The organism is Chitinophaga sp. OAE865 (genome assembly GCF_040546735.1).
GTDB classification, from domain to species: domain Bacteria; phylum Bacteroidota; class Bacteroidia; order Chitinophagales; family Chitinophagaceae; genus Chitinophaga; species Chitinophaga polysaccharea_A.
Map to the genome: position 1 here is coordinate 1501628 of NZ_JBEPOF010000001.1, position 15823 is coordinate 1517450.

A 15823-nucleotide genomic window follows, 5' to 3' on the forward strand; every position below is an offset into this window, starting at 1 on the left:
GTTATTGTAATACGTCCAGTATGGCGTGATCAATGCCCTGCAGGGTATTTGCAGCAGGTTTGATCAGTTCCAGTACGGTGATCTTATTGTTGCCTTTTTTCAGCCACTCAGCGGGTACATACAAGGTTTGCTGCGGACCTACCTGCCAGTACCTGCCCAGGTGATGGCCATTGATCCATACCACTCCTTTGCCCCATTGCGTCATATCCAGGTAGGTATCGCCGGTGGCGGTAAGCGTGAAACTACCTTCTTTCAGCACGGGTACATCTGCAGCAGTAGCAGAAGGTGTAACTGCTGGCTGTACATCAAAAGGAAATTTAAACTGCTGCCACTGGTGTATGGCCTGGCCGTTAAATAATACTTCTCCCACAATTCCCTTCTTATTTTTCAGCAGGTAGGGACCAAAGTTGATGCGTCCAAGATTCTCCACGAGTATATCCAGGGTTACCGTACCGGCAGGAAGCGTTACTTCCACGCTGTCCTGCGCCAGGCGGCGGTCAAGGATAGCTAGTCTTTTTCCGTTAACGAATATAAGGCCGTAATCGCGGAGGTCTTTTATTTTCAGCAAACCGCTATGTCCTCCCGGAATAGAAGTACGGTATAGTACAAATCCATAAGCCTGGTTCAGATCTTCAAACGTCAACGGATCTACGCTTTTGATGGCGGCAGGCAGTTTGCTGAAAACAGCAGCACTGCGCTTGAAATTGATCACCGGTGTGGTGATCACTGGTTTCTTCGCGGGCACTTCCGGCAGGGTTACACCGGCAGGAAGATGACGTGCAATCACTTCCCTGAACTTCATGAATTTAGGCGTAGCATTCCCCGCTTCATCCAGTGGCGCATCATAGTCGTAGCTGCTGATCTGTGGTTCGTAAGGGCTCTTGTCGTTGTAGTTGGCACCGTTCATATAACCGCGGGTAGTACCACCGTGAAACATGTACATATTAATGGAAATACCAGCTGCCAGTACACGGTCCAACCGGTCGAGGAAATTTTCGTAAGGGATGGTGTGATGCTTCTGCCCCCACGAGTCGAACCATGCAGGATACCATTCAGCAATATAAAAAGGGCCTTTGCCGTTATGGTTTTCCCTTACCAGTTGTTTTACTTTTTGCGGGTCATCTATACCGTTTACTGCAGGCAGTAAGCCTGGCAAATGCCCTTTGGCCACGTCTGCGGCGGGATCGCAGGTATACAGTAACCCATCGAATCCTGCATCAATAAACATCTTCCGGTTAATATCCAGGTAACTTTTATCATTGGAATAAGAACCATATTCGTTTTCTATCTGCACCATCAGGATATTACCGCCATGGTTGATCTGCAACCCTGATAATTGTTTTCCTACAGCTTTGATATAGTTGTGGTAAGCCGCAAGATATTGTGGTTCTTTACTGCGCACTTCAAGGCCTTTTATATTCTGCAGCCAATAAGGATATCCGCCAAACTCCCATTCTGCGCAGGCATATGGGCTGGGACGGAGCACTACCCATAGTCCTTCTTCCTGGGCTATTTTTACAAAGGCAGCAACGTCGTTGTTACCGGAAAAATCATAATGCCCTTTTTGCGGTTCGTGCATATTCCAGAATACATAGGTGCCTATGGTGTTCAGTCCCATAGCCTTTGCCATTTTCAGGCGGTCGCGCCAGCTTTCCCGCGGTACGCGCAGGTAATGGATCTCCCCGGAAATCATCTGGAAGGGCTTCCCGTCCAGCAGAAAGGTGGAGTCGCCCAGCTGGAATGTATGTTGTGCGGATAGCTGGAAGCTGCACAATATCATTAAAATAACAACGCTTAATTTTTTCATTGTCTACAGTTTATTGCTTAATGTTACCTGTCAATGTAACTACTGACCGTGGCGGAATAACGACTGTGTTTCCCGGAACATCGCCTGGCTGCAGGTTACCTGCTGCGCTGGTGGTGTAGCTGCGCATACTGCCTGGTTTCAGGCCTTTGCAATGTATATTGGCAGTGGCTGCAGTGCTGCCATTATTGATGACTACTATCCGGAGGGTATTGTCTTTGTTCTTATAGGCAGACAGATAGAGGTCCCTTGAAGCAGCGCCATTGCTCATATCTGCCTGGACCCTTTTTGCGCCGGGTCTTATAAACCGGCTATAGTTGCCCAGCACCCACATCATTTTGCTATCGCGGGGCTGTCCGTCTGTTTTATTTTTATCGATATAAATCAACCCGTCTTTATAATTATAAGGGGAGATAGCCAGCCACCATTGCCAGGCAGCGGCATTGGCAATGGTAAGATCCGAGTGGATAACACGCGCCATATACAATGCGGCATCCATGCCCAGGTCTGCGCCGGAGCCGTTTATTTCCCCGGCATTATCGCCCAGGATGCAGTATTCCGATTGCCAGAACTCCAGCCCGTTCAGCGCTGTATGCAGCCGTTTTCGTATAGCGATGGCCGTATCTTCAGGTGAAGTGGTGAAATAACTGTGTGCGGCAATACCTTTATATACATTGGGAAGGTTGCCTATATAGGCGGCGCTGTGGGGAGCAAAGAAGGCGTTTATCTGTGAGCCTCTGTCCGGCTTGTCTTCCGGCGCATACAGGTAATTGATTTTACCAGCCTCTGTTACCAGGATTTTCGTTGGTAGTTTTGCTTCGCTGAAAGTTTTGCTGATAGCTTTGGTGAAGCCGGCAATCTGTTCGTTGTTATAAGGGCAGCCTTCCTGTCCGCCGTCGCTCCAATCCCACTGTGGCTCATTCACCGGGCTGATATAATTGAGCTGAACGCCTGTGGCTGAGTGGATGCCTTGTATTACATCTTTCAAAAAAAGAGCAACAGCAGTATAATTTTTTTGGGGAAGATTGCTCAGTCCTTTATCGGCAAATGCTTTACCATTGAGGGTATATGCCACCGGTGGGCTATTCAGGAAACCCAGGAACTGGGTAACGCCTCGTTGCTTCGCGGCCTGTAAGAACCATAACTGCCCGGATTGTTTTTTCCAGTTGTAGGTATTGTTTTCCTGCAGGAATGACTCCGCCCGGCGCCATTCGTCTTTTATACCACTGTTGTTACCCTGTTCAGCGCTGCCTGCACCAATATTAAAGCGCCACATGGACAAGCCTATACCTTTAGGCTGGCCACCGGCGGTTGTATCGGTACTGAACAGCCAGTCGGCGATCTGGTTACGCTTGCTGTCCGGCCAGTTACCGGTAAACTGACCGGCCCACGCATCGGAGGCCGCAAAATTGCGGATCGTCTGCGCAGTTTTTTGTAGGTCGATGTTTACCTGGATAATGTTGCTGTTGCTTTGCTGCGATGATGCAGTATGCAGCGCAAGGCACAGTGGCAGCAGGCAGAAGATTTTTTTCATGTTCCTAAAACGCTTTGCTTCACACAAAGCCGCCGGAAAATAGTAAAATGGCTGTTAAATATTTTTCAATTATGACAACCGGCAAGTCAACGCGGCGACTTTGTGTGAAGCGGATGAGGATTTAATAGCCTTTGTTCTGCTCCAGTTGCCCGTTGGAGGCCAGTATATCAGCTCTCGGAATAGGCAGCCAGTAATTTTTTTCACTGAACAGGCGATCCTTCAGCGCTATTTTTCTCGTATAGGTATATACACCACCACTAACGGCAACGTCTACACCGTAAGCGGGTACGTTTTCTGTTACGATCGCAGTTTTCCACCGCCGTACATCATAAAAGCGATGTTCTTCAAATGCCAGTTCAACCTGTCTTTCATGTTGAATAGCGGTCCGCATCTGGTCTTTGCTTAAGCCAGGCGTAAGTGCGGGTTGCTGCACGCTGCTGCGTTGGCGGATCTGGTTTACGGCTGCATATACACTGGCATCAGGGCCTGTGGCTTCATTTTGCGCTTCTGCATAGTTCAGCAGTATCTCTGCATACCGGATGTAGATCCAGGGCTGTAACCCGGCTACGTTCCAGGGATTGTCTATAGGGTTGTTATCGTCCATGAATTTGCGGAGATAGTAACCCGTTTTGGTAGAGTTCCAGTTGGAAGGGCCATCTTTTCCGTCTTTTCCACCGGGGGAAAATGTTTGTATAGTAGATCCCCGGTAAGAAGCGCCATTATAGAGGATGGTAGCATAGAACCGCGCATCCCTGTTCGCATAAGGGTTTTGCGGATTGTAGCCGGAGGTAGGATCGGTAATCTGCTTACCGTTCTTCATTTCATAAGCGTCTACGAGGTTCTGCAGCGGCGTGTTACCGGCCCATCCGCCATAGCCATTAGGGCCATTGGATATTTCCAGGCACACGTGGCGCGCGCCCACGGCATAACGCCGGCCAAAAATAATTTCGTTGTTATCCGGCTTTATGAACAACTGGCTGTAATCTGCCGCCAGGGTGTATTGCGACAGGTCCATCACTGCTTTTGCGGCGTCGGCTGCTGCCTGCCAGGTGCCAACATTGTAAAGAGGACTGGCGGCATACAACAGCAGGCGTGCTTTCAGCGCCAGTGCGGCGCCTTTGGTGGCTCTGCCAAGTTTCCAGCTATCATCGTTGGTGAGCGGCAGGTCTGCGGCTGCGGCGGTAAGCTCGCTCACGGCATAATCCATGGATTCTTTCAGGGTTGCTCTTTTAAATAATGCCGGGTCGGTGAGGTTGTCGGTGAGCTGGTATTCTTTATCGCCCATCATCACTACGCCGCCATAGTTGCGGATCAGGTCGTGGTACCGGTAGGCACGGATAAAACGCAGTTCAGCGGTTAGCTTTTTACGGAGGGCAACGCTCATTTCCACGCTGTCGATGTTATTCAGTGCGTAGTTACATTCCCGGATACTACGATAGCTTCTTCCCCAGATCGTACCTGCAATACCGGTATTTTCCGGCGCTACCTGTCCCTGCTGGATAACCCAGGTATTATCATCATTATTATAAATAGATTCGTCGGTAATGGAGCTCCACAGCCCGTATTCAAAACCTCTTCCGAAACCTGGATTAGTACCTTCTCCTTCCTTGTCCTGCAGTTTGATGCTCAGGTACCGGTTGATCACATAATTCTGGAACAGGGCGGAATCGGCCAGTACGGCCTCGCCCAGGATACGGTCTGTTGGCGTAATGTTCAGGTAATCCTGCTTGCAGGATGCCAGTAATCCTGTGGCGGCTAAAGCTAAGCTGTATATAAAGTGCGTTGTTTTCATGACTTTTTTTTTCTGGTTTAGAATCTAACATTTACACCCAAATTGATAATCCGCTGTTGGGGGTAAAACTGCCCGCTGCTGCTGGTTCCTTCGGGATCATAATCTTTTACCCTGGTAAGGGTGAAAAGGTTAAATGCGTTGGCATATACTCTCAGGCTACCGATTTTGATACGTGATAAAACCCCGGAGCTGAAAGTATAGCCCAGCGATACGTTTTTCAAACGAAGGAAGGAAGCGTCGTTGAGCCAGAAGGTGTTGGCAAAGCGGCCGCCGCTGATGGAAGAGGAAGCGCGTTCATCTACCCTCGGGTAAGAGCCGTTGGGATTGGAAGGGCTCCAGCGGTTGTCTGCCCAGCTGCTGTAGTAATTACCGATGGTGCCGGATTCGGGGAGCACATACTGGCTCACGTTTGCCTGCCCGGCAAATAACAGCGACAAATCAAATCCTTTGTAATCACCGCCTAATATAATACCGTAGGTGATCTCAGGAATATTGCCATACTTTGTTCTTACCTGGTCGTCTGCATTGATTTGTCCGTCGTTGTTCACATCCCTGTAAATCAGGTCGCCCAGTTGTGTGCCCGCCGGGTGGGGATACTTATTCAGCTCGTCGGCTGTACGGAATATACCGATGGCATCATACAGCAGGGAGGTATTCATCGGGCCGCCGGTTTGTCTTTGATAAGGCAAGGTGCCGGGAGCCTCATCTATAAAGATGATCTTATTTTTGGCATAGGTGATGTTACCTGATACGTTGTAGTGAAAACCGCCTCCGGTTGTATTGTCATATCCCAGGGTAGCTTCAATACCGTTGCTGTTCACCTTACCGATATTTTCGGCAGGCACCAGTGGTGTATTCGGATCAAACGGATTCACGATACCGGAAGTTTGCGGCAGCGATGCATTACGCTGGGTAAGGATCTTGGAACGCTTCTGCTGGAAGTAAATAAACTCCAGGTTAAAGTGTTGGAGGAAGGCCATGTTGAGGCCAAGGTCCATTTTCCGGGCAATTTCCCAGGTAATGAACGGGTTGCCCAGTTTGGTAAGATCGATACCTGGTATGATCTGGCCGCCTACTACGTATTGGTTAACGAAAGAGTAGTTATCAAAATACTGGAACAATCCCACGTTGTCGTTACCCAATGTACCATAGGAACCACGTAGTTTCAGATCATTGATGAAGCTTATGTTTTTAAACCACTCTTCTTTTGAAACGCGCCATCCGGCAGATACTGACGGGAAGAAACCATATTGCTCACCTTTAGGGAAGGTAGAGGAGCCGTCGTAGCGGGCCTGTACTTCCAGCAGGTATTTTTCCATATAGTCGTAGGCAATTCTTCCGAAATAACTTTTCCTGGTGAAGCTGTAGCTGGTACCGGAATTGTCTTTATCGGTAGCGGCAGATCCTCCCTGCGACATTTCCGGTGTCTGAGGCGTCGGGAAATTCAGGCGCGATGCACCCAGGGTATCCCTGTTGGTTTGGCTTTGCTCATAACCCACCAGGGCGGTTATATTGTGCTGGCCAAAACGGCGGGTAAAGTTCAGTTTAATATTGGAAGTGATCAGCGACATGTTCCGCTGTTGCTGGGCAAGGGATGCCAGCCCGTTGGAACCGCCTACTACGGTTTTGTCGTACGACTGTGTAGCGGCATTAAACGTGTATACTTTATAAGGTGTGCTGAAAACTTTATTGGAGCTCCAGGATTTGTCGGCCGATAAGAATCCGTCCAGGGATAACCCTTCCACACCAGGGATGGCATACGATCCTTTCAGGATACCGTTAAATACCTGTGTGGGGTTGCGGGCAGTTCCACCGGCGTCGGTTACCTGCATGATGGGGTTATTGTTCTCAATACCGGTGGTAGGCAAACCGTTGGGATACCTGTCCAGCACTGTTGGGTAGGCGCGGTAAATACCCCGGAAAATGTCACCGGCACTGGTAGTAGGATACAGGCGGTCTTCCTGGCGGCCGGATAAATACAGGCTTACCTTTAACCGCTTGGTTACATCAGCATCTATATTAGACCGGAAGTTATACTGGTTGTATTTGGTCACCCCGCTTTTATACAACCCATCCTGGTTGATCATACCGAGAGACACATAGTACCGTACATTTTCACCGCCACCGTTTACAGATAAACTATGCTGGTTCTGGGTAGCTGTTTTTTTCAGCGTAGCCTTCTGCCAGTCGGTGTTAGGATAATTTACCGGGTCTGAACCGTCGCGGAATTTCTGGATCTGCTCATCGGTATAAAACTGGTTCATACCACCGGCAGGGTTGTTATAATACTGGATCTCATTCCTGATCTGCGCATAAGTGGCGGCATCGGCCATTTTAGGCAGGCGGCTGGGGGAGGAAAATCCCTGGTTAAAGCTGTAATTGATCACAGGTTTACCGGTTTTACCTCTCTTGGTAGTAATGAGCATAACGCCATTGGCCGCCCTGCTGCCATATACGGCGGCAGATGCGTCTTTGAGTATGGAGATGCTTTCAATATCATTAGGGTCCAGGCGCTCCAAACCGCCTATCTGCCCGGGTACCCCGTCCACTACCATCAGCACATCGTTATTGCCGGTGGTGGCCAATCCGCGGATGGTGATGCGGGACCCATCGTATCCCGGCTCACCGGAACGGTTGTTGGCAATGATCCCGGAAAAGCGCCCTGTGAGGGCATTCGATACGTTAGGTTGGGGGCTCTGCACAATGTCTGCTCCTTTAACCACGGAAATAGACCCGGTTAGTGTGGCCTTTTTCTGGGTGCCATATCCCACTACCACCACTTCATTCACACTTTTGCTCAGTGGCGTCAGTGATATTGTTAAGGGAGACAGGTTCCTCACCGGCACAGTCAGCGCCTCGTAGGAGATATGGTTGAATATCAGGGTGTCGCCTGGCGCAGCGTTGAGAGAAAATTTGCCGGTAGCATCTGTAAGTGTGCCGGCCGCCTTATTTTTCACACGTACTGTAACACCGGGCACCGGTTCGCTGGCGTCAGATACTTTTCCTGTAACAGTGCCTTGTTGCGCCTGCACTTTCATTCCCATCAGCAATAAAGTGAATGCCAGCAAAAGGCAAGGGAAAGGTTGGCTCCGCAAAAGGACAAACTTCTGATAGTCCGTTCCGGATAACAATTTTTTCATAACGTAATAGTTTAATGAATTGGAAGAGTGGAAAACCCGTTTTGGCTGCATGAAGGATACACACATCCTTATCATGATACCTGCAATGTACTATGCCTGCCAGAGATCATAGAGGGGGTAAATCATTTAAAAAAGGGGGTAAAATCGTAAAATATAGCAGGGGGTATTTCCTGGTACATCTCTTCTAAGTACATTTTAAAGCCTTAACCATGGCTGATTCAGTAGTTTTACCCCTCACTTTCTGTAACATTGAAGTCCCGGTTAAATGAATGCCGGTATTTTTTTACATAATCGGAGGGGTTCATTCCGAACAGTTTTACAAACTGTTCGCGGAAGTACTTCACATCACCAATGCCCACCTGCATGGCGGCCTGCGTTATGGTATAGTTCTCCTTGAGTAACAGTACAGCGGCTTTCCGGAGGCGGATAGACCGGATGAAGGAATTTATGGTTTGCCCGGAAATGGATTTCACCTTTTTATACAAACTGGAATGGCTCATCCCTATTTCAAGGGTGAATTTTTTAATGGAGAATTCCTCGTTTTCCAGGTTGTCTTCAATAATTTCGATGCACCGCTTCAGGAAATCCTGGTATTCGGCAGGTACTTTAATATTGCTGTTTTTCAGGGTAATACGGTCAAAGAAATACTGCTGGAGCAGGTTGCGGTTCTTAATGATGTTATTCACTTTGGCCATCAGCAGGTCTTTGTCGAATGGCTTGGTGATATAGTCATCTGCACCGCCTTCAAGTCCCCGAAGCCTTGTATCGGATGCCGACGACCCGGTAAGCAGGATCACCGGGATATGACTCACGGTATCTGTTTGTTTGATCTTGGTACAAAGCTCCACTCCATCCATCCCCTGCATCTGTATGTCGCTGATCACCAGGTCGGGCATAAATTTCTGGACGGCGGCAAACCCGCTGGTCCCATTGTCGGCTTCATATACAATGAACCGGTCCTGGAACAGCTGCTGGAGGTATTGCCGTATTTCATCATGATCGTCGATCAGCAGGATGGATTTCTTCTCGGTAATGGTAGTAGTGGCGGGGGCAGCTTCCGCTTCCCGGTGATCCGGTTTGGGTAAAGCAGCCACCGTGGCTAGTTCTTCCAGGAAAGCGGATTTTTGCGGAGCATCTTCCCTTAGTAAGATGCCCTCAAAATGCCGGTTCCCTTTCTTCAGGGTAATATGAAAAGAAGTGCCTTTGTTTATTTCGCTCTGGTAGGTAATAGTGCCATGGTGACTGTCAATAAAATGTTTCACCAGGTACAATCCAATCCCAAAGCCAGTTTGCAGCGACTCTTTCCGGTCCTGCGCCCGCCGGAACTTTTCGAAGATCCGGTTGCCCGCGCTGCCGTCTATGCCACAACCGCTGTCTGTTATAATAATACCAATATCTGTTTCATTGCCGGACACCTCAAAAGTGATACTTCCGTTTTCAGGAGTAAACTTAAAGGCATTGGACAGGAGGTTGAAAATAGCGATTTCCAGTTTTTCACTGTCGCCATATATTTCCAGTTGCGTATACTGGCACAGGAAGCGGTAATCGATCTGTTTTATCCTGGCCTGTTCGGAAAAGCACAGGTATACTTCTTTACAAAGGTGTACAATATCAAGCCTGGAAAGATTCAGCTGATCAGCCTCCCGGTCGGCCTTACGGAATAGCAGGAGCTGATCCACCAGGCTAAGCAGGCGCCGGGCATTGCGATACACCACACTCAGATCGGGGTAGTCCCTGTTTTGCAGCAGCTCTTTCAGCGGGTTGATGATCAGCGTAAGAGGCGTCCGGAATTCGTGGGAAATATTAGTGAAGAAAGAGAGCTTCTTCTCATTCAGTTCTTTTTCCTTCTCATTTTCAAGATGGGCCAGCTTTATTTCATATTTTAATCTCTCTTCCCGTGCTTTATACTTTATATACCCGTAAATAGCGGCCATAATGCTGCTTATGTAAAGGAGGTAAGCCCACCAGGTTCTGTACCATGGGGGCAATACCACTACAGATACGGTATGTATGGCATGGCCCCACAACCCGTCGGCATTGCTGGCTTTCAGCTCAAAAATGTAGCTTCCTTCCTGCAGATGGGTATAGTTGGCAGTCCTGGTTTGCCCCACGTAGTTCCAGTTGTTGTCCCATCCCTTCAGGCGGTAGGCGTAGCTGATCTTGTCCGGCAGGGTATATTCCAGCGCCACAAAGTCAAATGCAATGGTGGCTTTATCGTAGGGCACAGTTATTTCCCGGATCTCTTCCTGGCTCCGTTCAGACACATACTGGTCCTGCTCCGTAACAGAGGTATTATTAATCCTCACGGCGGTTAACAGTACCGGTGGGATAGTAGTTTGAGGGTAGATACTATCTGGATAAAATATATTGAACCCTTTGATACCGCCAAACAGCATCTCGCCGGATTGTAATTTCAGGGCGGCGTTAAAACTGAACTGGTTACTCTGGAGCCCATCGGAAGCGGAAAAATTACGGAAGCTCTTTTTCTGTGGGTCAAACCTTGATAACCCGTTAAAAGTGCTGAGCCAAAGGTTGCCGCTTTTGTCTTCAAGCATCCGCAGGATGGAGTTGCTGGGAAGTCCTTCTGAGGTGGTGAATCGTGTATAATTTCCGTTTTTCCGGTCAAAACGTAATAGTCCGCCACCGTCGGTGCCTATCCAAAATGCTCCGTTCCGGTCCTGGTGGATGGAGCGCACAGTATACCCTATGTTAAAACGCTGGTGCTGTTTCCGTTCCTGGTCTATCCGGATAAGAGTGGAATAGTTGCCTCCCCACAGTTGTCCGTCCTTGTCTTCTGCCAGGCATTGCAGGTTCACCAGGCTGCTGTCAAAAAGCTCGAAGCGGTTTTGCTGCCGGTTAAACCGGTACAGGGTACCATTGTTGGTAGTGCTGGCCCAAACCTGTTGCTGCCGGTCTTCGTATACCAGCCATACGTTATTTTCGGCTGCCCGGGTGTAGGGGTTAAAACATACAAAATGCTCAAAGGAACGGGTGGCCGGGTTATAGCGGTTTACGCCTCCGAACCAGGTGGAGATCCACAGGTCCTGCCGGGCATCCTGTACAATGGAGGTTATAAAATTACTGCTGATACCTGTTTTGTTGTTCCCGGTATGGCTGTAGGTGGTCCAGCTGTTATGCTCCCGGTTCCAGTATTTAAGCCCCCCACCATCGGTACCTATCCAGATATTCTGGTATTTGTCTTCACAAAAAGAGAAGATAAAATTTTCCACCGCCCTGGCCACAGGGTCGTTGTTGGGGATATTTAGTTCAAAAGGGTTGGGTTTGGGTTCCACGATATTGATACCGCCGCGCAGGGTGCCAATCCACTTCCGGCCCTGGCGGTCCTCATAAATGGAGTACACTGCGTTGCTGCTCAGTTGTTGTTCGCCGGCAGAGGTAAATGAACTGGCGGTACCGTTTAATGTATTTACCAGGTAAATACCGTTGCCATCGGAGGCGCTCCACATTATGCCGTCGTTACCAATGTAGAGGTTCACCATTTTGCTGTTTACAGGTAACACATTCCCGGTGTATTTGCCGGTAGATGGAACATAACGGAATATACCGGTATCTGTTCCCAGCCAGATATTGCCTGCCTTGTCGGCAGTAAGGCAGTTGCCCCTGGTAATATCCCTGTTGATGATGGTTAACTGCTGCCTGGTTATATCGTACCGGCATAAGCCTATATCCTGTACAAATACCCAGGCGGCAGTGCCGCTGAATTCAATGGCGGTTACTTCATAACCGGTAATACCGCCACGGTTTGTTGTTAAAGGAATCTGTTTGCCGGTGGTCTGCTGGTTATTGAACAGCAGCAACCCGCTTTTTTCTGTGCCTATCAGAATGTTGCCGGCTTCATCTGATTTAATGGTATGGGTATTTTCGCTGATGATACGCGCCCCTTTGCTGTTAAGGGGGGTATAACGGGGCAATGAGAATTTTTCGTTTACCGGGTTGAATACACAAACGCCTCTGCGGCCGCCCACCCAAAGCTGGTGATGGGTATCGTCTGCCAGGGTGTATACGCCGTTATCCAGGAGAGAAGTGCTGTCGTTGATCTTATTCCGGTAGATCCTGAATTTGTATCCGTCAAACCTGTTCAGCCCATCATAAGTGCCAAACCACATAAACCCTTTGTGGTCCTGGTATACGCTGAGAACGGCATTGTTCGAAAGACCGTCTTCTATACCCAGGTACCTGATGGGATAGTTGATAGCGAAGCTATCTCCCGTTATAATGCTCAACAATAATATGATAAAACAGATTTTCCTCACACCGTGCATAGGCTCATTTTAACAGCTATAAAGCTATTATTTCTGCCAGAGATTACCACCAATAAAATCTGTTTATGGGTTTAATTCGTCTATTGTTTGCTTCACCCGGTAAATCCTTCCTGCCCATATTTTCCATTGGAAATACGCCTGTGCCGCAATAACAAGGATGAGCAGGATCATCAGGAGGGACTTATATTGTGTCCAGCGGACACTTAAAATGAAGAAGGCAAAGATACCGGCAAAGGCAAGGATTTTTGTGAAGATAGAAACCAGGGCATATTTCCTGATGTGCTGCAGTTTTTTCCGCATACTTTCCAGCAGGTTATACTCTGCTGCAGGATAACGGGCCAGTATATAACCGGTAACGCTTTGTGCAAGCATACACAATACAGAAGCAACCAGCAACAGGTTCAGGTAAAAAGGTTTTTTGTCGCCGTCAAAAAAATCGTAGTACACCAGGAGGAAAATACTGTACCCGATGGCTTCCAGTATTACCTGTTTCCTGATATCTTTTAATACGGGAGAAGTGTGCCGGCTCATAATAGCGGCAATGTTGCTGCTGGGAGTGGGAGTACTGTCCCAGGCTGATTTTAAAGGATCCATATAATTATAATTTTAAAATATTTTTGATCTTACTTTTAATCCTGTTGAGTTTTACGCCTACGTAATTTTCGTCTATCCCAATGATATCGGCAATTTCCTGGTAGCTCATATCTTCCAGGTATAGCGCGATGATGGCTTTCTCTGCATCGCTCAGCTGTTTGAGCGCGGCAAAAAGCTGGTCCTGCTGCACAGATGTAGGCTGTCCGCTGTTATCGGGTATATCGGGTAAGCTATCGGTATAGGTGATGCGCGGTTGTTTACGCCGGAAGTCCGCCAGCGCGGTATTGAGCGCCACCCGGTAGATCCATGTACTGATGCGTGCATTGCCTGCAAATGAAGGATAGGATTTCCACAGCTGGTAGATCATCTCCTGGAACAGATCCTCCCTGTCTTCCCGGCTGTCGCGGTACAGGCGGCACAACTTATGCAGAATGCCCTGGTGCTGCTGTATCGTATCGGGAAATGCGGATTGGTCCATACAGTTTATTTACCTGGTTAGTTGTATTGCGTGGAAAAAACTTACACTCTCACCAAAAAATATCTTCAATCCTTTACCAGATTACCTTGTTTACTGTTGCCCAGTTGCGGGTAGTGCAGGGGATGCCCAGTTTTTTTTCCAGTCGTGCAATCACATCAAGGGGTTTTATTTCCAGGTTTTTCCTGATCAGGGTATATACTTCCCTGTTGTTCATATGAAGGGTTTCTGCGGCTGATTGCAGCGAGGCTATTACGCCCGGTGCATGCGGGCCGGCATTGCCGGAAAGGAAAGTAATGTATACCTGTGTTGTCTTATCCGGAACTACACCGGGGAACGGCGTGTTTTTTATGACGTTTTCCAGTTCGGATACCTGCCGGATAATGGCGGGCACCTCAAAACCGTAAGTGGCCAGCAACAACTTTTCTATTTTCTCCGATAATGCAGCAGCATTATTGCTGCGGGAAGCAAACATCACATTCCCGCTTTGTATATAGGTGGTTATGTTTTTGAAGCCTGCTGCATCCAGCAGCTGTCGCAGGTGCTCCATCTTCACGATCCTTTTTCCGACATTCACCGCTCTTAAAAAAGCAACGTATCTGGTCATATGGTTATCAACTTTACTTTGTATGTTTGTTATCATGCACTATTTACAGATCATCCACAAATTATACAACTTACCGGAAGATGCCAATCAGGGGTATTCGGAAGCAGAAATTGCAGCACTGGAAAACCGCCTGAAGATTCAGTTACCTGCAACCCTGCGCCAATATTATCTTACCATAGGTAAAAACAAAATGGTGAACGATAGTTTTAACCGTTTAACTTCCCTGGGAGAGATAGGATTTTCGGAAGATGATCACCTGGTGTTTTACGAAGAGAACCAGGCAGTGGTGTTATGGGGGATTGAAAAGGCAGACCTGGGCATGCCAAATCCGCCGGTATACGGTACTTACGACAGTGCCCGGAGAGAATGGTTTACCGATGCTGATACCACCGAACATTTTTTATTGTCGATGGCCTGGTGGAACGGTGCTTTAGGCGGACTTGCCCATACGGCTTTCACCGACCTGGAAGAGGATCTTACACCGGAACGTATTGCCCTTGTTACCGCCAACTGGCAGGAGCAAACCGGTATTTCCAACCAGTTGCTGCGTTTTTTCACCAACGATTATGAAGATATCCTGGTATTCACTACGGAACAAAACGGGCAGGTGAATGGCATTTATACAGGCACTAACCGGGAAGAGAAATACAATGCTATTATGAGCACGCTGCAAATGGAATGGAGCTACCGCATCGACCGCGATGAATAAGTGACCCACCAATACCACCCAACGGTAAGCAGCAACCCGTAGAAAACGCCACCCAATGCGGTGGCCAGGTAATCCATGTTCTTACAGTCGATATGATGAAAATGCTCATTCAGCAATAACACCAGTCCGCTTAAAGCAGCCAGTATGGCCCAGAAGCGGGCTTTCAGCTGCAGGGGTACTTTTGGGAGATTATTTACCCTGGGCAGTTTCAGGAAGAAATAAAGCATCACCAGCAAACCTGCTAGGGAACTGATATATTGCATCAGGTACCACATTTTCATGGGATGACGCGCCACTGTAATATCCCTTTGTAAAAAGTGTATATGTAATACAAATTTTCCTTCCTGGTGTGTGAATGCATCCAGGAAGAAATGGGTAAGCACGCCAATGAGGATGGAGTAGATCACTACAGCATAATGTTCACGGAAATAGGCATCCCAGTTAAACGGCCTGAACAGGTATAACCGGTCGCTGGCCCATGCCGGCAGGTAAGGAATCACTACCGGTTTTACAATTCCGTGGTAGCCGTATGCCAGCAGGATGGCTAACGGTATGTCATATACGAAAATTCCCCACCATTGATGCCCGCCATTGAAATAAGGATTCAGTAAGATGAAGTATAAAAAATCGGGTACCATGCTGCCGATAATTAAACCAGTTGCTGACAGGTATTTGCGGGAGGTATTTGTAAAGGGAACAACAATCGCTGCGTGTGAAATCGTAAATGGCATCTTAGGGAATTGTCTTATAAATTTAATTCAATTTTAATAAATCTTATAACGAAATGTTAATGTTATAATCGTCCATCATTTCCGGTAAAATGTCCAACGCTGTTGCCGTGATTTACACTTATTTTTATTAAGTCTTTGAAAACATAAAAACAAT

The 15823-nt window shown here is 48.0% G+C and carries 10 protein-coding genes; 1 reads left to right on the plus strand and 9 read right to left on the minus strand.

What is annotated here, in order from left to right; genetic code table 11:
• Position 1: 1 nt before the first annotated feature.
• The 8 genes from ABIE50_RS06345 to ABIE50_RS06380 all read right to left on the minus strand — a co-directional run bounded on the left by ABIE50_RS06345 (position 2) and on the right by ABIE50_RS06380 (position 14229).
• Complete coding sequence (locus ABIE50_RS06345; RefSeq protein ID WP_209866566.1) at positions 2 to 1807, minus strand: glycoside hydrolase family 35 protein; 1806 nt, start codon at positions 1805 to 1807, stop codon at positions 2 to 4.
• A 10-nt stretch (positions 1808 to 1817) separates the two neighbouring features.
• Positions 1818 to 3338 carry a glycoside hydrolase gene (locus ABIE50_RS06350; protein WP_209866569.1) on the minus strand — a complete coding sequence of 507 codons (1521 nt, stop codon included), beginning with the start codon at positions 3336 to 3338 and terminating at the stop codon, positions 1818 to 1820.
• A 121-nt stretch (positions 3339 to 3459) separates the two neighbouring features.
• Complete coding sequence (locus tag ABIE50_RS06355; protein WP_209866571.1) at positions 3460 to 5130, minus strand: RagB/SusD family nutrient uptake outer membrane protein; 1671 nt, start codon at positions 5128 to 5130, stop codon at positions 3460 to 3462.
• Between the two features lie 17 nt (positions 5131 to 5147).
• Positions 5148 to 8270: a SusC/RagA family TonB-linked outer membrane protein gene (locus tag ABIE50_RS06360; protein ID WP_209866572.1), complete on the minus strand. Its 3123-nt coding sequence runs from the start codon at positions 8268 to 8270 to the stop codon at positions 5148 to 5150.
• Positions 8271 to 8497: 227 nt separating this feature from the next.
• Entirely contained in the window at positions 8498 to 12514 is a 4017-nt protein-coding gene (locus tag ABIE50_RS06365; RefSeq protein WP_354027896.1) for a hybrid sensor histidine kinase/response regulator, read from the minus strand.
• 102 nt (positions 12515 to 12616) lie between these two features.
• Entirely contained in the window at positions 12617 to 13147 is a 531-nt protein-coding gene (locus ABIE50_RS06370; protein WP_209866576.1) for a hypothetical protein, read from the minus strand.
• 4 nt (positions 13148 to 13151) lie between these two features.
• Positions 13152 to 13625, minus strand: coding sequence for an RNA polymerase sigma factor (locus tag ABIE50_RS06375; protein WP_142683954.1), 474 nt, complete (start codon positions 13623 to 13625; stop codon positions 13152 to 13154).
• A gap of 73 nt (positions 13626 to 13698) precedes the next feature.
• Positions 13699 to 14229: a DUF1697 domain-containing protein gene (locus ABIE50_RS06380; RefSeq protein WP_209866577.1), complete on the minus strand. Its 531-nt coding sequence runs from the start codon at positions 14227 to 14229 to the stop codon at positions 13699 to 13701.
• Positions 14230 to 14251: 22 nt separating this feature from the next.
• Here ABIE50_RS06380 and ABIE50_RS06385 point away from each other — a divergent pair, with 22 nt between their 5' ends.
• Positions 14252 to 14938, plus strand: coding sequence for an SMI1/KNR4 family protein (locus ABIE50_RS06385; protein ID WP_209866579.1), 687 nt, complete (start codon positions 14252 to 14254; stop codon positions 14936 to 14938).
• On the opposite strand, the gene ABIE50_RS06390 is transcribed toward ABIE50_RS06385, so the two are convergent.
• Complete coding sequence (locus tag ABIE50_RS06390) at positions 14914 to 15669, minus strand: DUF4184 family protein (RefSeq protein ID WP_209866581.1); 756 nt, start codon at positions 15667 to 15669, stop codon at positions 14914 to 14916. The genes ABIE50_RS06385 and ABIE50_RS06390 overlap by 25 nt on opposite strands.
• Positions 15670 to 15823: the final 154 nt, after the last annotated feature.

What these genes read in the sequence shown, in the direction of transcription:
- ABIE50_RS06345 (WP_209866566.1), bottom strand. Translation starts at nt 1,807, where the DNA reads ATGAAAAAATTAAGCGTTGTTATTTTAATGATATTGTGCAGCTTCCAG.
- ABIE50_RS06350 (WP_209866569.1), bottom strand. Translation starts at nt 3,338, where the DNA reads ATGAAAAAAATCTTCTGCCTGCTGCCACTGTGCCTTGCGCTGCATACT.
- ABIE50_RS06355 (WP_209866571.1), bottom strand. Translation starts at nt 5,130, where the DNA reads ATGAAAACAACGCACTTTATATACAGCTTAGCTTTAGCCGCCACAGGA.
- ABIE50_RS06360 (WP_209866572.1), bottom strand. Translation starts at nt 8,270, where the DNA reads ATGAAAAAATTGTTATCCGGAACGGACTATCAGAAGTTTGTCCTTTTG.
- ABIE50_RS06370 (WP_209866576.1), bottom strand. Translation starts at nt 13,147, where the DNA reads ATGGATCCTTTAAAATCAGCCTGGGACAGTACTCCCACTCCCAGCAGC.
- ABIE50_RS06375 (WP_142683954.1), bottom strand. Translation starts at nt 13,625, where the DNA reads ATGGACCAATCCGCATTTCCCGATACGATACAGCAGCACCAGGGCATT.
- ABIE50_RS06380 (WP_209866577.1), bottom strand. Translation starts at nt 14,229, where the DNA reads ATGACCAGATACGTTGCTTTTTTAAGAGCGGTGAATGTCGGAAAAAGG.
- ABIE50_RS06385 (WP_209866579.1), top strand. Translation starts at nt 14,252, where the DNA reads ATGTTTGTTATCATGCACTATTTACAGATCATCCACAAATTATACAAC.
- ABIE50_RS06390 (WP_209866581.1), bottom strand. Translation starts at nt 15,669, where the DNA reads ATGCCATTTACGATTTCACACGCAGCGATTGTTGTTCCCTTTACAAAT.